Origin of the sequence: Burkholderia cepacia, from assembly GCF_001039005.1 — a bacterium.
GTDB classification, from domain to species: domain Bacteria; phylum Pseudomonadota; class Gammaproteobacteria; order Burkholderiales; family Burkholderiaceae; genus Burkholderia; species Burkholderia theae.
Genome location: NZ_LDWR01000033.1, coordinates 20,687 through 41,084, shown reverse-complemented (window position 1 = coordinate 41,084; position 20,398 = coordinate 20,687). Strand labels below are relative to the sequence as shown.

Here is a 20,398-nt window from a genome sequence, read left to right as displayed (position 1 = left end):
CGGGGCGAACGAAGGCGAACGAACGGGCGTTCGTCAGGCGGGATACGCGCGCTGCAGCAACGCGGCGACGTCGATCGCGTGCGGGTCGAAGCCACCCGCGATGCGGCCCCAGTCGGGTGCGGCGAGCCGCGTCGCGACGAACGCGTCGGCGACGGCCGCCGGCGCATCGCGGCGCAGCAGGCACGCCTGCGCGACGAGCGCGAGCCGCTGCGCGAACACGCGGCCCGATGCCTCCAGCGTGTCGGCGGGCGCGCCGAGCATCGCGCGCAGCGCGTCGAGCGCCGCGCGGATGCGCGGCTCGCCCGCGCCGAGGTCGGCGAGCTCGGCGAACAGCGCGGCGGCCGCGTCGGGCTCGCGCGATACCGCGCGCAGCACGTCGAGACACATCACGTTGCCCGAGCCTTCCCAGATCGAGTTGACGGGCGCCTCGCGGAACAGCCGCGCGATCGGGCCGTCGTCGACATAACCGTTGCCGCCGAACACTTCCATCACCTCGCCGGTCAGCTCGACCGCGCGCTTGCAGACCCAGAATTTCGCGGCGGGCGTGACGATCCGCTTCCATGCGCGTTCGCGCGGCGAGTCGTCGCGCTCGAACGCGTCGGCGAGGCGCATCGCGAGCACGAGCGCGGCTTCGCTTTCGAGCGCGAGATCGGCGAGCACGGTGCGCATCAGCGGCTGCTCGGCGAGCGCGCGGCCGAACGCGTGACGCTGGCGCGTGTACGCGATCGCCTGCACGACACCCTGGCGCAGCATCGCCGCGCTGCCGAGCACGCAGTTCAGCCGCGTGTAGGTGGCCATCTCGATGATGGTCGGAATGCCGCGGCCTTCGTCGCCGAGCATGATCCCCCACGCGTCGTTCAGCTCGATCTCGCTGCTCGAGTTGCTGCGGTTGCCGACCTTGTTCTTCAGCCGCTGGATCTCGACCGCGTTCTTCGTGCCGTCCGGCCGCCAGCGCGGCACGTAGAAGCACGACGGGCTGCCGCCTTCGGTGTGCGCGACGACGAGGTGCGCATCGCACATCGGCGCGGAGAAGAACCACTTGTGGCCGCGCAGCCGGTATTCGCCGCCGCGCCCGCCCGCGCCGACGGCGGTCGCGAGCGTCGTGTTCGCGCGCACGTCGGAGCCGCCCTGTTTCTCGGTCATCCCCATGCCGAACCAGATCGCGCGCTTGTCGGCGACCGGCACGTCGCGCGGATCGTAGTCGTCGCTGTAGAGCTTGTCGCGCAGCAGGTTCCACAGCGCGGGCTCCTTCTGCAGTACGGGGATCGCGGCCTGCGTCATCGTCGCCGGGCACAGCGTGCCGGCCTCGATCTGACCATGCAGGTAGAAGCCGGCGGCGGTCGCGGCCCAGCGGCCGCGGCGCGACTCGCGGAACGCGAGCGACACGAAGCCTTCGTGGCGGTACTGGCCGAGCAGCGTGTGCCATGCCGGGTGGAAGTCGACGCGGTCGATGCGCCGGCCGCGCCGGTCGAACGTGTGCAGTTCCGGCGTGTGCTGGTTCGCTTCGTCGGCGAGCCGCGCGGTGTCGGCGCTGCCGAGCCGCGCACCGTACGCGTCGAGTTGCGGCATGGCCCAGTCGGCGCCCGCGCGGGCGAGTGCGTCGCGCAGCGCGACGTCCGTCGCGAAGAGGTTATAGTCGGTCAGTTCGTCGAACTGGTTCGTGACGGCGTGAGTCGATTCGGTCATCGAGGTGGTCTCCGGTCTCATGCTTCGCGGGCGGCCGGCGTCATCCAACACGGGTGGCGCTGCGGCGCTGGTTCCGGCTCCCGGTAAAACGCATTCCCTGCTGATTTCAGAGTAGCAAATATGCCGCCGCGACATGTTCAGGTTCCGGCGCCGCCCGGCCAGCCGGCGGCGCAACCCGCGCCCGCGTTGCGCCGCCGGCCGCGCCAGTCGCGCGCGCAGGCGAGTTCCGATGCGCTGCAACAGGCATTCGTTCAGCTTTTGCTCGAACGCGGCTACGTGAAGGCGACGATCCGCGAGATCGCGGCTGTCGCGGGCGTGAGCGTCGGCACCTTCTACGAGTATTTCGGCGACAAGCAGAGCCTCGCGGCGCTCTGCATCCACCGGTACGTGCTGGCGATGGCCGACCGGCTGCGCGATAGGGCGCAGCGGTTGCGCGGTGCGCCGCGGGCCGAACTCGCCATGGCGCTTGTCGACCTGCAGGTCGACGCGATCGGCGCCGACGCGGCGCTGTGGAGCGCGCTGTTCGCGCTGGAGCGGCAGGTGTCGCCGCTCGCCGCCTACCGCCGGCACTACGACGCGTATGTCGCGCTGTGGCGCGACGCGCTCGCGCACGCGGCCGATCCGCCGCCGGCCGCGCGGCTCGACGGGCTTGCGCGGATGGCGCACACGGTCTGCTACGGCGGCCTCTCGCAGGCGTTGCTGACGCTCGGGCCCGCGCTCGACATGGCCGCGTTGCGCGGCGAACTGCGGGCCGTGCTGCTTGCGTATCTGGCGGCGGCGGGCCGGTAGCATGCCCTAGGGCCTGTTCCCGCTAATAACGGGCTTGCGAACGTGCCTTGCCGGTTGCAATGTAAGGAGTGAGGAGCGCCGTTTGGCCGAGCCAAACAAGCGACGATCGACGCCGCAGTGCGGCCGGCAAGGCACGTTCCCCTGTTTGGAAAAATTCATTCGTGGGGCTGGCCACCAGAAGGGCCGATCGCCGCGTCATACTCCTCGCGAATACGTCGAGTATTCGCTTCGTCGCATTCCTTGCGCTCGGCCCTTCTGGTGGCCAGCGCAAGCCCGTTATTAGCGTGAACAGGCCCTAGGGGTAATGCCTGATTCGCATATCGGGCCGGCAGGTCGGTCTTGTCGATGCATGCTTCACACCGGGCAGCATGAGAAAAATGCATGGCCGCCATGACGAACTTTCGATTGTCCGCCGATATTGACTGGGGCTAAATCATGCGAGATATGCAGGGCCGCGCGCTGCGCGCGGGCCAGCCCGAAGGACATCAGAAGGAGAAGTCATGCGAAGCGCCACCGCGCCCCGTTCGAAACTGCCCGACGTCGGGACGACGATCTTCACGGTGATCGGCCAATTGGCCGCTCAGCACGATGCGTTGAACCTGTCGCAGGGTGCGCCGAATTTCGCGCCCGATCCGGCGCTCGTCGAAGGCGTCGCACGTGCGATGCGCGACGGGCACAACCAGTACGCACCGATGGCCGGGCTCGCGTCGCTGCGCGAGCGGCTCGCGGAGAAGACCGAGGCGCTGTACGGCGCGCGCTACGACCCGGCGACCGAGATCACGGTGATCGCGAGCGCGAGCGAAGGGCTCTACGCGGCGATCAGCGCGCTCGTGCATCCGGGCGACGAGGTGATCTATTTCGAGCCGTCGTTCGACAGCTATGCGCCGATCGTGCGGTTGCAGGGCGCGACGCCTGTCGCGATCAAGCTGTCGCCCGAGCATTTCCGCGTGAACTGGGACGAGGTGGCCGCGGCGATCACGCCGCGCACGCGGATGATCATCGTGAACACGCCGCACAACCCGACCGCGACCGTGTTCTCGGCCGACGATCTCGCGCGGCTCGCGCAGCTCACGCGCGACACCGGCATCGTGATCCTGTCCGACGAAGTGTACGAGCACGTCGTGTTCGACGGCGCGTTGCACCAGAGCCTGGCCCGCCACCGCGAGCTGGCCGAGCGCAGCGTGATCGTGTCGTCGTTCGGCAAGTCGTTCCACGTGACGGGCTGGCGGGTCGGCCATTGCGTTGCGCCGGCCGAGCTGATGGACGAGATCCGCAAGGTGCATCAGTTCATGGTGTTCGCGGCCGACACGCCGATGCAGGTCGCGTTCGCGGAGATCCTCGCGCGGCCGGACAGCTATCTCGGACTGTCGGCGTTCTACCAGGCCAAGCGCGACCTGCTCGCGCGCGAGCTGGCCGATTCGCGTTTCGAGCTGCTGCCGAGCGAAGGCTCGTTCTTCATGCTCGCGCGCTTCCGGCACTTCTCGGACGAAAGCGACAGCGATTTCGTGCTGCGCCTGATCCGCGACGCGCGCGTCGCGACGATTCCGCTGTCGGCGTTCTATACCGACGGCACCGATGCCGGCGTGATCCGGCTCAGTTTTTCGAAGGACGACGCGACGCTGGTCGAAGGCGCGCGGCGGCTGCGTTCGCTGTAGTACGGAAACCGGCGGCGGGGACGTCGCATCGACCAGGCACAAGGAGATCACGATGAAGCACACGGCAACCCTGAAACTCGCATTCGCACTCGCGTGCGCAATCGGCACCGGCGCGGCGCTTGCCGATGCGCAGACGCTGCGTTTCGGCCTCGAGGCGCAATATCCGCCGTTCGAATCGAAAGCGCCGAACGGCGACCTGCAGGGCTTCGACATCGACGTCGGCAATGCCGTCTGCCAGACGGCGAAGCTGTCGTGCAAATGGGTCGAGACGTCGTTCGACGGCCTGATTCCGGCGCTGAAGGGCCGCAAGTTCGACGCGATCAACTCGGCGATGAACGCGACCGAGCAGCGGCGCCAGGCGATCGATTTCACGACGATCATCTATCGCGTGCCGACCCAGCTGATCGCGCGCACCGGCAGCGGCCTGCTGCCGACACCCGAATCGCTGAAGGGCAAGCGCGTCGGCGTGCTGCAGGCGTCGATCCAGGAAACCTACGCGAAGGCGCACTGGGAACCGGCCGGCGTCGCGATCGTCCCGTACCAGGACCAGAACCAGGCGTATACGGACCTCGTGTCGGGCCGCCTCGATGCGACGCTCGTGCTCGCGCCGTCCGGCCAGCGCGGCTTCCTGTCGCGCCCGGACGGCAAGGGCTTCTCGTTCGTCGGCCAGCCCGTGCACGACGACCGGATCCTCGGCAGCGGTATCGCATTCGGCCTGCGCAAGGGCGACGACGCGCTGAAGGCGAAGCTCGATGCGGCGATCGACAAGCTGAAGGCGGACGGCACGGTGAAGTCGCTCGGCTTGAAGTATTTCGGCGATATCGACATCTCGACGAAGTAACCGGGGACGCGCGATGCAGAACCGGGAAACGGCCGCCGCGGGTAGCGCGCAGGGCGGTGCGCCGCTGTCGGGCGAGGCGCTCGAAGCCGCGCTCGTCGCCGAACTGGGCGATGCGCTCGTCACGCGCTCGGCCGACATCGATCCACGCTACTTCACCGCGTACAACGAGGCGGCCGGCGTCCGGCCGCGCGCGCTGGTGCGCCCGCGCAGCGTCGACGACGTGTCGCGCACGCTCGCGCTGTGCGAGCGGCTTGGCCAGCCGGTGGTGCCGCAAGGCGGGCTGACGGGGCTCGCGCGCGGTGCGGTCGCGCTCGGCGGCGAGATCGTGCTGTCGATGGAGCGCTTCGCCGGCATCGACGCGCTCGACGCGGCGGCCGGCACGATGACCGTGCGCGCCGGGACGCCGCTGCAGACGGTGCAGGAGGCCGCGGAAGCGGCGGGCTTCACGTTCGGCGTGGATCTCGGTGCGCGCGGCTCGTGCCAGATCGGCGGCATGCTCGCGACCAATGCGGGCGGCACGCGCGCGATCCGCTACGGGATGATGCGCGAGCAGGTGCTCGGGCTCGAGGCTGTGCTCGCGGACGGCACGGTCGTGTCGTCGATGAACCGGATGCTGAAGAACAACGCGGGCTACGACCTGAAGCAGCTGTTCATCGGCAGCGAGGGGACGCTCGGCGTCGTCACGCGCGCCGTGCTGCGGCTGCATCCGTTGCTCGCCGCGCCGGCCACGGCGCTCTGTCGCGTGCGCGACTACGACGCGGTGGCCGGGTTGTGGAACCGCATGCGTACGCTGCCCGAGGTCGTCAGCTTCGAGGCGATGTGGCCGTCGTTCTACGACTACGTTGCGCATCACACGCCGGGCGTGGCCGCGCCGTTCGCGGGCGACGGCGGTTTCGCGGTGCTGATCGAATGCGCGACGAGCGCGCCGGGCGGCGATGCGCACCATGCGCTGGAAACCGGCCTCGCGGCCGGGATCGACGCAGGACTCGTGGAAGACGCGGTGCTCGCGACGTCGGAGCGGCAGGCGCGCGACCTGTGGACGCTGCGCGAAGGTCTCGCGATCGATGCGCTACCGCATCTCGTCAACTTCGACGTGAGCCTGCCGACGGGCGAACTCGGCGCGTTCGCCGAGCGCTGCGAGGCGGCGCTGCGGGCGCGCTGGCCGGACGCCACGTGCCTGTTCTTCGGCCATGTCGGCGACGGCAACGTGCATATCGGCGTGTCGCTGGCCGGCATGACCGACGCGGACGTCGACGCGCTCGATCACTGCGTGTACGCGGTGGTGCGGGACATGGGCGGCTCGGTGTCGGCCGAGCACGGCATCGGCGTGCTCAAGCGTCCTTATCTCGCGCACACGCGCAGCGACGCGGAAATCGGGTTGATGCGGTGCCTGAAGGCCGCGCTCGACCCGCGCGGCATCCTGAACCCCGGCAAGGTGCTTTGACAGGGGCGATTCCCGCTGCCGGCGGGAATCGGCCTGCGTTTTTTGTCAGCCGTCCACCCAGCGCAGCGCGCCGATCTTCAGGTGTTCGACGACGCTGCGCGCCCAGTCGAGCTCCGCGTTGAGCAGCACGAGCGCATGTTCGTTCTGCAGCAGGAACAGGCGCGGCACCTGGTCGGCCTGCGCGGCGTTGCGCAGCGTTTCGAGGCGCTCGCGCTCGGCGTCGAGTCGGGCAATGCGAAGCTCGAGCTGGTGCCGTGCATCGTCGGCGTCGAGCAGCGGCAGGAACGCGAGGCCGGCGCCGAAGGCGGGAAACTCGCGCGCGGGCTCGGCGAGCAGCGCATGCAGCCAGGTCTGCCCGGCCGCGTGCCCGGCCTCGGTCAGCGCATAGAGCGTGCGCTCCGGAAACGCGCCGTCACGCTCGGTGTCGTGCACGGCGATCAGCCCGTCGCGCAGCAGCCGGTCGATCGTCTGGTAGAGGCTCGTGCGCTGCCGCACGTTGACGACTTCGTCGTACCCGCGGGCCTTCAGTTGCTGCAGCATCCCGTACGGATGCATCGGCGTTTCGGTGAGCGTTGCGAGGACGGCCAGCGCAAGCGAGGACGGGCGGCTCGTTGACATGAATAGTTATGATATATCTAGTAAGAATATAACTATTCTCAACTAGACTATCTTATTTCACAAGGGTTTCAGCCGAGGTGCGAACGCTTCGCGGCCGGCGCGACCGTTTCCATCGTCGCGAGACCGTGCACGATTCCGCAATCCTCGACCGAATGCTCGCCGACACACTGGCGGCGCAATTCAGTGAGCTGGTCGCGCAGATGCGTGAGTTCCGCGAGGCGCGCGTCGACGTGTCCGATATGGTCGTCGAGCAGCGAATTGATCGAATCGCAGCGGTCGGCCGGCACGTCGGTGAGCTGCAGCAGCGCGCGGATCTCGTCGTGCGCCATGTCGAGCGCGCGGCAGTTGCGGATGAAGCGCAGCCGTTCGACGTGCAGGTCGGTGTAGTTGCGGTAGTTCGAGTCGGTGCGCTCCGCATCCGGCATCAGCCCCTCTTTCTCGTAGAAGCGGATCGTTTCGGGGGTGCAGCGGGCCGCTTTGGCCAGTTCGCCAATCTTCATGCCTTTCTCCCGTGTAAGGGTTGACCTTGTAGTGGCTTCAGGGTGTTAACTCTACACCGTCAAGCCACAAAGGAGGTTGTCATGACCGACACCCAGCGTACCCACGACCCACGACACCGTCATGCCGACGGCGCCGATACGTGCTGCGCCGACTCGCGCGACACGCAGACGGCGACCGTTGCCGACGCGGCGCCGGCGGCCGGCGAGCGCGCGCATGCCCACGACCATGATCATGGCCATGGCGGCAAGGGGCACGATCACGACCATGCAGCCGACGACGCGCATCAGCACGGCGCGGCGTGCTCGCACGACCACACCGCGCACGACGATGCGGGTCACGACCACGATCATGCGCACGGCGATGCGCATGTCCATGGCGCCGCGTGCTCGCACGACCATGCCGGTCACGACCACGACCACGACCACGACCACGACCACGACCACGACCACGCGGCCGGCGACTGCTGCGCGCCTGCCGCGCTGACGCTCGCGCCGCTGCCGGTCGCACAGGCGACCGCGTCGGGCCACGTGCGCTCCGCGTTCCGGATCATGCAGATGGACTGCCCGACCGAGGAAACGCTGATCCGCAAGAAGCTCGGCGGGATGAACGAAGTGTCGGCGCTCGAATTCAACCTGATGCAGCGGATGCTGACCGTCGAGCACGTGCCCGGCGCGCAGCCGGCGATCGAAAGCGCGATCCGCACGCTCGGGATGACGCCCGAGGCCGCGTCGCCCGGCGCACCGACGGCACGCGTCGCCGACGCGCCCAAGCCGTGGTGGCCGCTGGCGCTGGCGGGCGTCGCCGCGGTCGCGTCCGAGGGCGCGACCTGGGCCGGCCTGCCCGTGTGGCTGGCGGCGGCGCTCGCGCTCGTCGCGGTGCTCGCGTGCGGGCTCACCACGTACAAGAAGGGCTGGATCGCGATTCGCAACGGCAACCTGAACATCAACGCGCTGATGAGCATCGCGGTGACGGGCGCGATGGCGATCGGCCAGTGGCCCGAGGCCGCGATGGTGATGGTGCTGTTCACGATCGCCGAACTGATCGAGGCGAAGTCGCTCGACCGCGCGCGCAATGCGATCCAGGGCCTGATGCAGCTCGCGCCGGACACCGCGACCGTGCGGGAAGCCGACGGTACGTGGCGCACGATCGAGGCCGCGCAGGTCGCGCTCGGCGCGGTCGTGCGCGTGAAGCCGGGCGAGCGCATCGGGCTGGACGGCGAAGTCGTCGCGGGCCGCTCGACGGTCAACCAGGCGCCGATCACCGGCGAGAGCCTGCCCGTCGAGAAGACGGCCGGCGACGCGGTGTACGCGGGCACGATCAACGAATCGGGTTCGTTCGAATACCGCGTGACGGCCGTCGCGGCCAACTCGACGCTCGCGCGGATCATCCACGCGGTCGAGGAGGCACAGGGCGCGAAGGCGCCGACGCAACGCTTTGTCGATCAGTTCGCGCGCGTCTACACGCCGATCGTGTTCGCGGTCGCGCTGCTGGTCGCGGTGGTGCCGCCGCTCGTCGCGGGCGGCGGGTGGCAGGACTGGATCTACCGCGCGCTGGTGCTGCTCGTGATCGCGTGCCCGTGCGCACTGGTGATCTCGACGCCCGTGACGATCGTGTCGGGCCTCGCGGCCGCGGCGCGGCGCGGGATTCTCGTGAAGGGCGGCGTGTATCTGGAAGAAGGGCGCAAGCTCGCGTGGCTCGCGCTCGACAAGACCGGCACGATCACGCACGGCAAGCCGGTGCAGACCGACTTCGACGTGCATGCGTCCGACGCCGATGCCACGCAGGTCCGGCACCTCGGCGCGAGCCTCGCGGCGCGCTCGGATCACCCGGTGTCGCAGGCGATCGCGGCCGCGGCGCGCGATGCCGGAACGGCGGCGTTCGCCGATGTGCAGGACTTCGAAGCGCTGGTCGGGCGCGGCGTGCGCGGCACGATCGACGGCGCGCGCTACTGGCTCGGCAACCACCGTCTCGTCGAGGAGCTCGAGCGCTGCTCGCCGGCCCTCGAAGCGAAGCTCGACGCGCTCGAGCGGCAGGGCAAGAGCGTCGTGGTGCTGGTCGACGACGCGCGCGTGCTCGGCATCTTCGCGGTGGCCGACACGATCAAGGACACGAGCCGTGAGGCGATCGCCGATCTGCATGCGCTCGGCATCCGTACCGCGATGCTGACGGGCGACAACCCGCATACCGCGCAGGCGATCGCGCGGCAGGCCGGCATCGACGACGCGCGCGGCAACCAGTTGCCGGAAGACAAGCTCGCGGCGGTCGAGGAGCTGTCGGCCGGCGGCGCGGGCGCGGTCGGGATGGTCGGCGACGGGATCAACGATGCGCCGGCGCTCGCGCGTGCCGACATCGGTTTCGCGATGGGCGCGATGGGCACCGACACGGCGATCGAGACGGCCGACGTCGCGCTGATGGACGACGACCTGCGCAAGATTCCCGCGTTCGTGCGGCTGTCGCGCGCGACGCACCGCGTCCTGGTGCAGAACATCGGCTTCGCGCTCGGCGTGAAGATCGTGTTCCTCGGCCTCACGGTCGCGGGGCTCGGCACGATGTGGATGGCAGTCTTCGCCGACGCGGGCGCGAGCCTGATCGTCGTGGCCAACGGCTTGCGGCTGCTGTCGTCCTCCGGGGCGTTCGGCGACGCGCGGGCCAAGCGTTGAGGAGCGGGCGATGAGCTTTCTGAAACGGATCCTGGGCGGCCACGGCGGTGGCCATGGCGGTGGGCAGGGCAGCAGCGGCCACGGTGGCGGGCATCACGGCGGGCAGCGCCGGGAAGGACATGGCGGCCACGACGCGCGCGGCCGCGATCGGTATGGCTGGGGCTGGCAGGCGCCGGCCGACGGGCAGGGCGGCAACGTGCCGCTGAGCCAGCTCGCCTGCGCGGGCTGCGGCGCGCTCAACGCGGCGGATGCGCGCTTCTGCACGCAGTGCGGTGCGGCGCAACGCGGCAAGGCGTGCAGCCGCTGCCACGCGGCGCTGGCCGCCGACGCGCGTTTCTGTCCCGGGTGCGGGACGCAGGCCGCCTGAGTGCGCAGGCCATTCGCGCCGGCCGCGCATGAATGCCGGCCGGCGCGGTTCGTTTCAGGGCCGGCGCACCGGCCCTTCGATCAGCGCAGCGGCAGGTGGATCTCGGTGCGCAGGTCGGCCGGCGCGGCATCCATCGGCGTATTGAGGTACAGCTCGAACGGCGGCGCGTCGGCGGCTTCGCGGCCCGAGTGGCGCAGCCAGTCGCCGTAGAGCCACTGGTAGGCGGTCTTCAGGTCCGCATACGGACCCGTGTGCAGCAGCACCGCGTATTCGCCGCCCGACACCGTCGCGCGTTCGACGGGCGGCACCGGTTCGACGTCCGGCGCGCCGTCGGCCGGCATGAAGCAAGCCTTCGCGCGCAGTTGCGCTTCCGGTGTCGTATCCGGATCGTCGTAGAAAATGCCGATCATCTTCGCGCCCGGGCCGATCAGCCCGTGTTGCCCGACCCACGCGCCGATCCGGCCGAACGCGTCGCCGACCTTCAGGTACGCGCCGGTGTGCGCCACCGCGTAGCCGCGCAGTTCCGGCAGGCGCCGGATTTCGACTTCGTGCTTGAACATGTCTTCCTCTCCTCTCTGTAGCGGATAAATCGGCCGGTGGGCGCCCGTGCGCCGGTGCTGTGCGGGCGGTACGCCGTAGGCGTCGCGAAACGCGCGTGCGAACGCATGCGTCGAACCGTAGCCCGCGCGCCGCGCGATTTCGTCGATCGGCCGGTCGGTGCAGACGAGATCCTCGGACGCGCGAACGATCCGCATCCGCCGCACCGTCAGCACGATCGACTCGCCGTACAGCGCGCGATAGACGCGCTGCCAGTGATACGGCGACAGGCACGCGACTTCGGCGAGCCGGTTCAGGTCGAGCGAGCCGTCGAGGTGCATGCGGATGTACTCGTGGACGCGCGCCACGCTTGCCGCATAGCGGATCCACGCGGGCGTCTCGGTTTTCGTTTCGACTGTCATCGGCGTGTCCGGGCAGGAACCGACGTCACGGTAGCACGGCCCGAATTGATAAATCTTGCGGAAATGCGTAGTAGTCGACAAATCCGTCCCTTTTTATTTCATCGAAATGGGGTCTTGCCCCCCCGTGATCAACAACTAAAGTTAAAGACGGTGAAATCGGGTGAAGGCGTCATTTTTCTCGGGTACTTTGCTCGAGCGGCAACGCACGTGTTTCGAAGTACGCAGGTAGTTCGTCGATGTTCAATCGCAACGCCACGTTTTTCGGGAGAACAAGAAATGGATGCTTCCAGCTTCATCACGTCGCTGCAGACCACGCTAGGCGGATATCTGCCAAAGATCGCCGGCGCGATCGGCATCCTGGTGATCGGCTGGCTGATCGCGGTGGTGGTGCGGGCCGGCGCGCTGCGTCTGCTCAAAGCGCTGAAGGTCGATCAGCGGATCAACGAAAGCACCGGCCAGGGCGCGTATGTCGAGCGGATCATCGCCGGCGGCCTGTTCTGGCTCGTGCTGCTCGTCACCGCGGTGGGCATCTTCAACGTGCTCAACCTGTACGCGGTCTCCAATCCGTTCTCGCTGCTCGTCACGCATATCGTCAACTACCTGCCGAACCTGATCGGCGGCGCGGCGCTGACGCTGATCGCGTGGCTCATCGCGTCGCTGCTGCGCAGCCTCGCGAACCGCGCGCTGAAGGCGAGCAAGATCGACGACAAGCTGTCCGACGGCGCGGGCATGCAGCCGATGAGCGGTTATCTCGGCGACGTGCTGTTCTGGCTCGTGATCCTGATGTTCCTGCCGGCGATCCTCGCGTCGTTCGCGCTGTCGGGGCTGCTGTCGCCCGTGCAGGGGATGGTCGACAAGCTGCTCGCGATCGTGCCGAACCTGTTCGCGGCCGCGGTGATCGGCTTCGTCGGCTGGGTCGTCGCGCGCGTGCTGCGCGGCCTCGTGACGAACCTGCTCGTCGCCGCAGGCGCCGACCGCCTCACGCAGCGTCTCGACAGCCCGACGCCCGTGCGCGTGTCGAGCCTGATCGGCACGATCGTCTACGTGTTCGTGTTCGTGCCGACGCTGATTTCCGCGCTCGACGCGCTGAAGATCGACGCGATCTCGGGCCCCGCGACCAACATGCTGAACCAGTTCCTCGGCGCGGTGCCGGATATCTTCGCGGCGATCGTGATCGTGCTCGTCACGTTCTACTTCGCGCGCTTCGTCGCGTCGCTCGCGCAGAAGCTGCTGGAAGCCGCCGGTGCCGACGGGCTGCCGGCCGTGCTCGGCGTCGAGCGCGTGTTCTCGGGGATCCTGCAGCCGTCGGTGCTGGTGGCGCGGCTGATCGTGTTCTTCGCGATGCTGTTTGCATCGGTCGAAGCCGCGAACCGGCTCGGCTTCTCGCAGGTGCGCGACGTCGTCACGCTGTTCATCGAGTTCGGCGGCCACGTGCTGATGGGCGGCGTGATCCTCGTGATCGGCGTGTGGCTCGCGGGCCTCGCGCGCCGCGTGATCGAGCAGGCCGACCGTGAGCACAGCGTACTGTTCGCGCGCATCGCGCAATTCGCGATCCTCGGCCTCGTGTTCGCGATGGGGCTGCGCGCGATGGGCATCGCCAACGAGATCGTCCAGCTCGCGTTCGGCCTCGTGCTCGGCGCGATCGCGGTGGCCGTCGCGCTGTCGTTCGGCCTCGGCGGCCGCGAAGCGGCCGGCAAGCTGCTCGACCGCTGGTTCAACCAGCGCGGCGGCGGCCAGTAAGTGCCGGTGGTCCGGCCGCGTCGTGCGGCCGGACGGCCATGGCGACGATCGCGGCCGGCGTTTCCGTCAGCGAAACGTAACCCGCGATCTTTGCCGAATTTCGATAACACGTCGTTTAATGACTCTCTAGCATCGATTCTCAGTCGCGCACGCCGACAGGCCCGGCGCCTTTGAGGAGAAAGTCCGATGAAAGCAGAGTCGAATGGCCGGCCCGCCGCCGGCGCCAAATCGTCCGGCCAGCCCGCGCTGCAGCAGACGCTCGGGACCTGGCAACTGTGGGGCATCGCGGTCGGTCTCGTGATTTCCGGCGAATACTTCGGCTGGAGCTACGGCTGGGCGAGCGCCGGTACGCTGGGCTTCGTCATCACCGCGCTGTTCGTCGCGGCGATGTACACGACCTTCATTTTCAGCTTCACCGAGTTGACGACGTCGATCCCGCACGCGGGCGGCCCGTTCGCGTATGCACGCCGCGCATTCGGCCCGACCGGCGGTTATCTCGCCGGCGCCGCGACGCTCGTCGAGTTCGTGTTCGCGCCGCCGGCGATCGCGCTCGCGATCGGTGCGTACCTGCACGTGCAGTTCCCGGGCCTCGAGCCGAAGCATGCGGCGATGGGCGCGTATCTCGTGTTCATGGCGCTGAACATCGTCGGCGTGCAGATCGCCGCGACCTTCGAGCTCGTCGTCACGCTGCTCGCGATCTTCGAGCTGCTGGTGTTCATGGGCGTCGTGTCGCCGGGCTTCGCGTGGAGCAACTTCATGAAGGGCGGCTGGTCGGGCGCCGATCATTTCAGCGTCGGCGCATTCCACGGGATGTTCGCGGCGATCCCGTTCGCGATCTGGTTCTTTCTCGCGATCGAGGGCGTTGCGATGGCCGCCGAGGAAGCGAAGAACCCGAAGCGCTCGATCCCGATCGCCTACGTGGCCGGGATCCTGACCCTCGTTGCACTCGCGATCGGCGTGATGGTGTTCGCCGGCGGCGCAGGCGACTGGACCAAGCTCGCGAACATCAACGATCCGCTGCCGCAGGCGATGAAGTACATCGTCGGCGCGAACAGCGGCTGGATGCACATGCTCGTGTGGCTCGGGTTGTTCGGGCTCGTCGCATCGTTCCACGGGATCATCCTCGGCTATTCGCGCCAGATCTTCGCGCTGGCCCGCGAAGGCTACCTGCCGGAGTGGCTCGGGAAGGTGCATCCTCGCTTCAAGACCCCGCATCGCGCGATCCTCGCGGGCGGCGTGATCGGCATCGCGGCGATCTACAGCGACGAACTGATCCAGTTCGGCGGGCAGACGCTGACCGCGAATATCGTGACGATGTCGGTGTTCGGTGCGATCGTGATGTATATCGTCAGCATGGCGTCGCTGTTCAAGCTGCGCCGCTCGCAGCCGAACATGGCGCGGCCGTTCCGCGCGCCGCTGTACCCGATCTTCCCGGCATTCGCGATCGTTGCAGCGGTCATCTGTCTCGGTACGATGGTGTACTTCAACGGGCTGGTCGCGCTGGTGTTCCTCGGCTTCCTCGCGTTCGGCTACGCGTACTTCCTCGCGACCCGTTCGCAGCGCGAGAGTGCGCCGGGCGACGCGCTGCTGGAGGAGTGAGCAGGGTGAAGGTGAACGGCCGTTCCTGACGGCATCCGGCGCGCCCCGTCGAACGGGCGCGCCGTCGGCTTTTGGCAAGGAGACTCGCACGATGTCCTACACGGAGACGATCGGTCCGCGCACGTACCGCTTCGCGGACCTGAAGACGCTGCTCGCGAAGGCGAGCCCGCTGCGTTCCGGCGACCAGCTCGCCGGCGTCGCGGCGGCGAGCGAGGAGGAGCGCGTGGCCGCGAAGATCGCGCTCGCGGGCGTGCCGCTGAAGGCGTTCCTGAACGAAGCGGTGATTCCGTACGAAGACGATGAAGTCACGAGACTGATCGTCGACGATCACGACGCGCAGGCGTTCGCGGAAATCTCGCACCTGACGGTCGGCGATTTCCGCAACTGGCTGCTGTCGCCCGCAGCCGACGGCGCGGCGCTCGAACGGATCGCGCCGGGCCTCACGCCCGAGATGGTCGCGGCCGTGTCGAAGCTGATGCGCAACCAGGACCTGATCGCGGCCGCGCGCAAGCGCCGCGTGGTCACGCGCTTTCGCAACACGGTCGGGCTGGCCGGCCGGATGTCGGTGCGGCTGCAGCCGAACCACCCGACCGACGACGTGAAGGGCATCGCCGCGTCGATGCTCGACGGGCTGATGTACGGCTGCGGCGACGCGATGATCGGCATCAACCCGGCAACCGACAGCCTCGCGGCGATCGTGAAGCTGCTCGCGATGATCGACGGGTTCCGCGAACGCTACGGCGTGCCGACGCAGTCGTGCGTGCTCACGCACGTGACCAACACGATCGCGGCGATCGAGAAGGGCGCGCCGGTCGATCTCGTGTTCCAGTCGATCGCGGGCACCGAGAAGGCGAACGCGAGCTTCGGGATCTCGCTCGCGCTGCTCGGCGAGGCGCGCGAGGCTGCGTTGTCGCTTAACCGCGGCACCGTCGGCAACAACCTGATGTACTTCGAGACCGGCCAGGGCAGCGCGTTGTCGGCGAACGCGCATCACGGCGTCGACCAGCAGACCTGCGAAGTGCGCGCGTATGCGGTCGCGCGCAAGTTCGAGCCGTTCCTCGTGAACACGGTGGTCGGCTTCATCGGCCCCGAATACCTGTACGACGGCAAGCAGATCATTCGCGCGGGGCTCGAGGATCACTTCTGCGGGAAGCTGCTCGGCGTGCCGATGGGCTGCGACATCTGCTACACGAACCACGCGGAAGCCGACCAGGACGACATGGATACGCTGCTGACGCTGCTGGGCGCGGCCGGCATCAACTTCATCATGGGGATTCCGGGCGCGGACGACGTGATGCTGAACTACCAGAGCACGTCGTTCCACGACCAGCTCTACGTGCGCGAGGTGCTCGGCCTGCGCCGCGCGCCGGAGTTCGAGGAGTGGCTGGAGACGATGGAGATCGCCGACGCGCACGGCGCGCTGCGCGCCGCGACGTCGCGTGTGCCGCTGCTGGCGGGCGCGAACGACTGGATGGGGATTTCGGCATGAGCGACGCCGTCGAAAAGAACCCGTGGGCGCAGCTGAAGTCGTTCACGAACGCGCGGATCGCGCTCGGCCGCGCGGGCAACAGCCTGCCGACCGCGCCGCTGCTTGCGTTCAACCTGTCGCACGCGCAGGCGCGCGACGCCGTGCACCAGCCGCTCGACGCGGATGCGCTGCGGGCCGAGCTCGACGCGGCCGGCTTCGCGACGCTCGGCGTGCAGAGTGCCGCGCCCGATCGCCAGCATTACCTGCGCCGGCCCGATCTCGGCCGCAAGCTGTCCGACGAAGGGCGCGCGCTGCTGGCCGCTCACGGCGCGGCGCTCGACGATGCGCCGGACGTCGTGTTCGTGGTCGGCGACGGGCTGTCGGCGTTCGCGGCCGCGAAGCAGGCGCTGCCGCTGCTGCAGGCCGTGCGATCGAGGCTCGACACGGACGGTTGGCGGATCGGCCCGGTGGTGGTGGCGACGCAGGCGCGCGTCGCGCTCGGCGACGAGATCGGCGAACTGCTGCGCGCGAAGGTCGTCGCGATGCTGATCGGCGAACGGCCGGGGCTCAGCTCGCCCGATAGCCTCGGCGTGTACCTCACCTGGGCGCCGAAAGTCGGCTGCCACGACGCGCTGCGCAACTGCATCTCGAACGTGCGGCCCGAAGGGCTGCCGCACGCGGCCGCCGCGCACAAGCTGCATTACCTGATGACGCATGCGCGCCGGCTCCAGCTGACGGGCGTCGGGCTGAAGGACGACAGCGACGCGCTGCTGCCGCCGTCCGACACGGAGCGGATCGGGGCGGTGTGAAGGTGCGATGGCGCGCGGCTACTTGAACAGCCGCTCGCACAGAAAATCGACGAACACGCGCAGCTTCGGCGACAGCTGCCGGCTCGACGGCCACACGATCGAGAACTGCCCCGGTGCGATCCGGTAGTCGTCGAGCACGGTGACGAGCGCCCCGTGTTCGAGCGCGTCGCGCGCGAGGAAGTCGGGCATGTAGCCGATGCCGAGCCCTGCGAGCACGGTGCCGCGCAGCGCTTCCATGTTGTTGCAGGTCATCGCGGTGCGCAGCTTCAGCGGCGTGCCGTCGGCGGCCGCGAGCGCCCAGTCCTGCAGCTTGCCGGTGGTCGGGAAGCAGTAGCGCACGCAATCGTGCGCTTCGAGGTCGTGCGGGGTGCGCGGCGTGCCGGCCTGCGCGAGATACGCGGGCGTCGCGCACAGCACGAACGCGAACGGGCCGAGCCGCCGCGACATCAGGCGCGAATCCGACAGCGGGCCGCTACGGATCACCGCGTCGAAGCCGCCTTCGACGACATCGACCATCCGGTCGTTGAAATCCAGATCGAGCTCGACGTCCGGGTAGCGCTGCCGGAATTCGGGCAGCACGGGCAGCAGGAAGCGGTAGCCGATCACCGGCAGGCTCACGCGCAGCTTGCCGCGCGGGCGCTGTGCCGAGGCCGTCACGGTCGCTTCCGCATCGCGGAAATCCTCGAGGATCCGCTGGCAGCGTTCGTAGAAATGCCGCCCTTCGTCGGTCAGCGTGACGCGCCGCGTCGTGCGGTTGAACAGGCGCACGCCGAGCGACAGCTCGAGTTTCGCGATCGTCTTGCCGACCGCCGACGCCGAGATGCCGAGCGCGCGGCCGGCCGCGACGAAGCTCAGCGCGTCGGCGGTGCGGACGAAGGCGACGATGCCGGTCAGGTTTTCCATCGAAGTGCGTGCGTCGATGCGGGTGGTTGGGTGAATTGCGGAATTTTAGTCCGTTATATGCGGAACTTCGCGTGGTTTTTCGCGAATTGAATCGGATTTATCTTCTGTCGCTCCAACGGCGCATCCGCGCCGGCTTTTCGAGGAGCGATGATGGATCACCCGTTTTCAGCCGCTTCAGCCGCTTCAGCCGTGTCGGCGCGCCGGCGCACGTGGGTGCTGGCCGCCGTCTGCATGGCCGCCGTCGCGCTGCCGCTGTCGTTTTCGGGCGGCGCGGTCGCGACGCCGGCGATCGGCCGCGACCTGCACGGCGGCCCGGTCGCGATGAACTGGATCACCAACGCGTTCATGCTCGCGTTCGGCAGCTTCCTGATGGCGGCGGGCGCGCTGGCCGACCAGTTCGGCCGCAAGCGCGTGTTCGCGATCGGCGTCGGCGGTTTCACGCTGATGTCGGCCGCGCTCGCCTTCGCGCCGTCGATGCTCGCGGTCGACCTGCTGCGCGCCGCGCAAGGGCTCGCGGCGGCCGCGGCGCTCGCGGGCGGCACGGCGGCGCTCGCGCAGGAATTCGACGGCGCGGCGCGCACGCGTGCGTTCAGCCTGCTCGGCACGACCTTCGGCGTCGGGCTCGCGTTCGGGCCGGTGCTGGCCGGCGTCCTGATCGGGCATTACGGCTGGCGCGCGATCTTTGTGACGGGCGCGTTGGCCGGCGTGCTGTCGCTGGTGTTCGGGCTGCCGCGCATGCACGAGTCGCGCGATCCGCACGCGACCGGGCTCGACTGGCCCGGCACGGCCGCGTTCACCGCCGCGCTGACGCTGTTCACGTTCGGCGTGATCGAGGCGCCCGCGCGCGGCTGGTCGAGCCCGCTCGTGATCGTGCTGCTGGCCGGCGCGGCACTCGGCGCGTGTGCGTTCGTGATGATCGAGACGCGCGTCGCGCGGCCGATGCTCGACCTGTCGCTGTTCCGCATCGCGCGCTTCGTCGGCGTGCAGGTGCTGCCGGTGTCGACCTGCTGCTGCTACATCGTGCTGCTCGTCGTGCTGCCGCTGCGCTTCATCGGCATCGACGGCTTCAGCGAAATCGGCGCCGGCTGGCTGATGCTCGCGATCTCCGCGCCGATGCTGGTCGTGCCGCTCGTCGCGGCGACGCTCACGCGCTGGCTGTCGGCCGGCGTGATCTCGGGGCTCGGGCTGTTGGTCGCGGCGGCCGGGCTCGTGTGGCTGGGCATCGCGCTGCGAGGCGGCGCGGGGCCCGCGGCGATCGCGCCGATGCTCGCGATCGGTGTGGGGGCCGGCATGCCGTGGGGGCTGATGGACGGGCTGTCGGTGAGCGTCGTGCCGAAGGAGCGCGCGGGGATGGCGACGGGCATCTTCAGCACGACGCGCGTCGCCGGCGAGGGGATCGCGCTCGCGATCGTCGGCGCGGTGCTGGCCGCGCTCGCGCAGACGGGGCTACGGCAGGCGGCCGGTGGCGCCGGCACGTCCGACGCGACGTTGCGTGCGGCCGCGCGGCTCGCGACCGGCGATCTCGCCGGCGCCGCGGCCGCGTTGCCGGGCGTCGGCCATGCGGCGCTGCTCGCGAGTTATACGCATGCGTTCGACCGGCTGCTGACCGGGCTGGCCGTCGTCACGGTGCTGTGCGCGGTGGTGGTGTTCGTGTTTCTGGGTGAACGGCCGGCGGCCGCCGAAACGGGCGACGACACGGACGGGCATGCGCATGCCGACGTGCCGGCGCGCAGCCGGATCGAACCGGCCTGTGTGGAGACGCACGGACGCTGAGCGTTGCGTTCTCGAGTCGGCGCGCATGCCGCTTCGGCCATCGCAGCCGTCGCGCCATTGTGTTTCATCGTGACCGGCATTCGCACGCCGACGCTGCGCTCATCGCATCACGCCAGCACGAGCGGCGGCAGCGCCGCGTCGGCGCGCGCCTGCGCCCGCTCGACCGCGACCACCACATAGCGCTTCGCGTCGGGCCACAGATGCGCGCGGCTTCCCGCCTCCTCGTCGATCGTCGCGCGCCCCTGCACGAGCCAGGTCGTCTGGCGCACGAAATCGACGAACAGCAGCGCGATGGCCGGATTCACCAGCAGGTTGCCGATCGTGTTGAACAGGTTGTTGCCCGCGAAGTCGGGCAGCACGAGCGTGCGGCGGTCGGGCAGGTCGACCAGCGGCGCGAACGAGCCGTCGGCGCGCGGCTGGCGGCCGCGGTACGAGCAATCGCTGTCGCCCGCCACGTTGGCGGTCGCGACGATCAGGAACGCCTGCTCGCGGATGAACGCGACGGCGTCGTCGGTCAGGGGGCCGGGGTCGCTCATGGTGTCGATCGGCGCGAACGCCGTAGCGTGTGGTCAGGATGCGTGATTCG

18 protein-coding genes are annotated in these 20,398 nt (G+C 69.1%); 11 read left to right on the top strand and 7 right to left on the bottom strand.

Annotated elements, in window-relative coordinates:
* Positions 1–33: 33 nt before the first annotated feature.
* Positions 34–1,686, bottom strand: a complete 1,653-nt coding sequence (locus VL15_RS19405) for an acyl-CoA dehydrogenase family protein (RefSeq protein WP_048247888.1) — start codon at positions 1,684–1,686, stop codon at positions 34–36.
* A 120-nt stretch (positions 1,687–1,806) separates the two neighbouring features.
* On the opposite strand from VL15_RS19405, the gene VL15_RS19400 reads away from it, so the two are divergent.
* Entirely contained in the window at positions 1,807–2,475 is a 669-nt protein-coding gene (locus tag VL15_RS19400; RefSeq protein WP_048247886.1) for a TetR/AcrR family transcriptional regulator, read from the top strand.
* 155 nt (positions 2,476–2,630) lie between these two features.
* Here the strand turns inward: VL15_RS19400 and VL15_RS42050 are convergent, their stop codons facing one another.
* Positions 2,631–2,867 (bottom strand): hypothetical protein, encoded by a 237-nt coding sequence (locus tag VL15_RS42050; RefSeq protein ID WP_155420259.1) that lies wholly within the window; start codon positions 2,865–2,867, stop codon positions 2,631–2,633.
* Positions 2,868–2,975: 108 nt separating this feature from the next.
* Here VL15_RS42050 and VL15_RS19395 point away from each other — a divergent pair, with 108 nt between their 5' ends.
* From VL15_RS19395 to VL15_RS19385, 3 genes are read left to right on the top strand one after another with little or no spacing between them, the layout of a single operon-like run.
* Positions 2,976–4,130, top strand: coding sequence for a pyridoxal phosphate-dependent aminotransferase (locus VL15_RS19395; RefSeq protein ID WP_048247885.1), 1,155 nt, complete (start codon positions 2,976–2,978; stop codon positions 4,128–4,130).
* Between the two features lie 52 nt (positions 4,131–4,182).
* Positions 4,183–4,971 carry an ABC transporter substrate-binding protein gene (locus tag VL15_RS19390; RefSeq protein WP_048247883.1) on the top strand — a complete coding sequence of 263 codons (789 nt, stop codon included), beginning with the start codon at positions 4,183–4,185 and terminating at the stop codon, positions 4,969–4,971.
* Between the two features lie 13 nt (positions 4,972–4,984).
* The gene (locus tag VL15_RS19385) at positions 4,985–6,415 is read left to right on the top strand and encodes an FAD-binding oxidoreductase (RefSeq protein WP_048247881.1); all 1,431 of its coding nucleotides are present in this window, start codon (positions 4,985–4,987) and stop codon (positions 6,413–6,415) included.
* A gap of 45 nt (positions 6,416–6,460) precedes the next feature.
* On the opposite strand, the gene VL15_RS19380 is transcribed toward VL15_RS19385, so the two are convergent.
* Entirely contained in the window at positions 6,461–7,033 is a 573-nt protein-coding gene (locus VL15_RS19380; protein ID WP_048247879.1) for a PadR family transcriptional regulator, read from the bottom strand.
* A 68-nt stretch (positions 7,034–7,101) separates the two neighbouring features.
* Complete coding sequence (cadR, locus tag VL15_RS19375; RefSeq protein WP_048247878.1) at positions 7,102–7,533, bottom strand: Cd(II)/Pb(II)-responsive transcriptional regulator; 432 nt, start codon at positions 7,531–7,533, stop codon at positions 7,102–7,104.
* Between the two features lie 81 nt (positions 7,534–7,614).
* Here cadR and VL15_RS19370 point away from each other — a divergent pair, with 81 nt between their 5' ends.
* Entirely contained in the window at positions 7,615–10,194 is a 2,580-nt protein-coding gene (locus tag VL15_RS19370; RefSeq protein ID WP_048247874.1) for a heavy metal translocating P-type ATPase, read from the top strand.
* Positions 10,195–10,204: 10 nt separating this feature from the next.
* Positions 10,205–10,561, top strand: coding sequence for a zinc ribbon domain-containing protein (locus VL15_RS19365; protein WP_048247872.1), 357 nt, complete (start codon positions 10,205–10,207; stop codon positions 10,559–10,561).
* Between the two features lie 80 nt (positions 10,562–10,641).
* Here VL15_RS19365 and VL15_RS19360 read toward each other — a convergent pair whose 3' ends face one another.
* On the bottom strand, positions 10,642–11,520 hold the full coding sequence (locus VL15_RS19360) for an AraC family transcriptional regulator (RefSeq protein ID WP_048247870.1): 879 nt from the start codon (positions 11,518–11,520) through the stop codon (positions 10,642–10,644).
* A gap of 276 nt (positions 11,521–11,796) precedes the next feature.
* Between VL15_RS19360 and VL15_RS19355 the strand changes: the two genes are divergently transcribed.
* The 4 genes from VL15_RS19355 (at position 11,797) to eutC (ending at position 17,136) form a co-directional block, all read left to right on the top strand.
* Positions 11,797–13,260, top strand: coding sequence for a mechanosensitive ion channel (locus tag VL15_RS19355; RefSeq protein WP_048247869.1), 1,464 nt, complete (start codon positions 11,797–11,799; stop codon positions 13,258–13,260).
* Between the two features lie 186 nt (positions 13,261–13,446).
* On the top strand, positions 13,447–14,859 hold the full coding sequence (gene eat, locus VL15_RS19350) for an ethanolamine permease (protein ID WP_048247867.1): 1,413 nt from the start codon (positions 13,447–13,449) through the stop codon (positions 14,857–14,859).
* Positions 14,860–14,950: 91 nt separating this feature from the next.
* A complete protein-coding gene (locus VL15_RS19345; RefSeq protein WP_048247865.1) occupies positions 14,951–16,348 on the top strand; it encodes an ethanolamine ammonia-lyase subunit EutB in 1,398 nt (465 codons plus the stop codon).
* Positions 16,345–17,136 (top strand): ethanolamine ammonia-lyase subunit EutC, encoded by a 792-nt coding sequence (gene eutC, locus VL15_RS19340; protein ID WP_048247863.1) that lies wholly within the window; start codon positions 16,345–16,347, stop codon positions 17,134–17,136. Before VL15_RS19345 ends, eutC begins: the two co-directional genes overlap by 4 nt.
* Positions 17,137–17,154: 18 nt before the next feature.
* On the opposite strand, the gene VL15_RS19335 is transcribed toward eutC, so the two are convergent.
* Positions 17,155–18,039, bottom strand: a complete 885-nt coding sequence (locus VL15_RS19335) for a LysR family transcriptional regulator (RefSeq protein WP_048247861.1) — start codon at positions 18,037–18,039, stop codon at positions 17,155–17,157.
* A gap of 150 nt (positions 18,040–18,189) precedes the next feature.
* Between VL15_RS19335 and VL15_RS19330 the strand changes: the two genes are divergently transcribed.
* Positions 18,190–19,812, top strand: coding sequence for an MFS transporter (locus VL15_RS19330; protein WP_048247859.1), 1,623 nt, complete (start codon positions 18,190–18,192; stop codon positions 19,810–19,812).
* A gap of 107 nt (positions 19,813–19,919) precedes the next feature.
* Here the strand turns inward: VL15_RS19330 and VL15_RS19325 are convergent, their stop codons facing one another.
* On the bottom strand, positions 19,920–20,348 hold the full coding sequence (locus tag VL15_RS19325) for a pyridoxamine 5'-phosphate oxidase family protein (RefSeq protein ID WP_048247857.1): 429 nt from the start codon (positions 20,346–20,348) through the stop codon (positions 19,920–19,922).
* Between the last annotated feature and the right edge of the window lie 50 nt (positions 20,349–20,398).

What these genes read in the sequence shown, in the direction of transcription:
- VL15_RS19405 (WP_048247888.1), bottom strand. Translation starts at nt 1,686, where the DNA reads ATGACCGAATCGACTCACGCCGTCACGAACCAGTTCGACGAACTGACC.
- VL15_RS19400 (WP_048247886.1), top strand. Translation starts at nt 1,807, where the DNA reads ATGCCGCCGCGACATGTTCAGGTTCCGGCGCCGCCCGGCCAGCCGGCG.
- VL15_RS42050 (WP_155420259.1), bottom strand. Translation starts at nt 2,867, where the DNA reads ATGGCGGCCATGCATTTTTCTCATGCTGCCCGGTGTGAAGCATGCATC.
- VL15_RS19395 (WP_048247885.1), top strand. Translation starts at nt 2,976, where the DNA reads ATGCGAAGCGCCACCGCGCCCCGTTCGAAACTGCCCGACGTCGGGACG.
- VL15_RS19390 (WP_048247883.1), top strand. Translation starts at nt 4,183, where the DNA reads ATGAAGCACACGGCAACCCTGAAACTCGCATTCGCACTCGCGTGCGCA.
- VL15_RS19385 (WP_048247881.1), top strand. Translation starts at nt 4,985, where the DNA reads ATGCAGAACCGGGAAACGGCCGCCGCGGGTAGCGCGCAGGGCGGTGCG.
- VL15_RS19380 (WP_048247879.1), bottom strand. Translation starts at nt 7,033, where the DNA reads ATGTCAACGAGCCGCCCGTCCTCGCTTGCGCTGGCCGTCCTCGCAACG.
- cadR (WP_048247878.1), bottom strand. Translation starts at nt 7,533, where the DNA reads ATGAAGATTGGCGAACTGGCCAAAGCGGCCCGCTGCACCCCCGAAACG.
- VL15_RS19370 (WP_048247874.1), top strand. Translation starts at nt 7,615, where the DNA reads ATGACCGACACCCAGCGTACCCACGACCCACGACACCGTCATGCCGAC.
- VL15_RS19365 (WP_048247872.1), top strand. Translation starts at nt 10,205, where the DNA reads ATGAGCTTTCTGAAACGGATCCTGGGCGGCCACGGCGGTGGCCATGGC.
- VL15_RS19360 (WP_048247870.1), bottom strand. Translation starts at nt 11,520, where the DNA reads ATGACAGTCGAAACGAAAACCGAGACGCCCGCGTGGATCCGCTATGCG.
- VL15_RS19355 (WP_048247869.1), top strand. Translation starts at nt 11,797, where the DNA reads ATGGATGCTTCCAGCTTCATCACGTCGCTGCAGACCACGCTAGGCGGA.
- eat (WP_048247867.1), top strand. Translation starts at nt 13,447, where the DNA reads ATGAAAGCAGAGTCGAATGGCCGGCCCGCCGCCGGCGCCAAATCGTCC.
- VL15_RS19345 (WP_048247865.1), top strand. Translation starts at nt 14,951, where the DNA reads ATGTCCTACACGGAGACGATCGGTCCGCGCACGTACCGCTTCGCGGAC.
- eutC (WP_048247863.1), top strand. Translation starts at nt 16,345, where the DNA reads ATGAGCGACGCCGTCGAAAAGAACCCGTGGGCGCAGCTGAAGTCGTTC.
- VL15_RS19335 (WP_048247861.1), bottom strand. Translation starts at nt 18,039, where the DNA reads ATGGAAAACCTGACCGGCATCGTCGCCTTCGTCCGCACCGCCGACGCG.
- VL15_RS19330 (WP_048247859.1), top strand. Translation starts at nt 18,190, where the DNA reads ATGGATCACCCGTTTTCAGCCGCTTCAGCCGCTTCAGCCGTGTCGGCG.
- VL15_RS19325 (WP_048247857.1), bottom strand. Translation starts at nt 20,348, where the DNA reads ATGAGCGACCCCGGCCCCCTGACCGACGACGCCGTCGCGTTCATCCGC.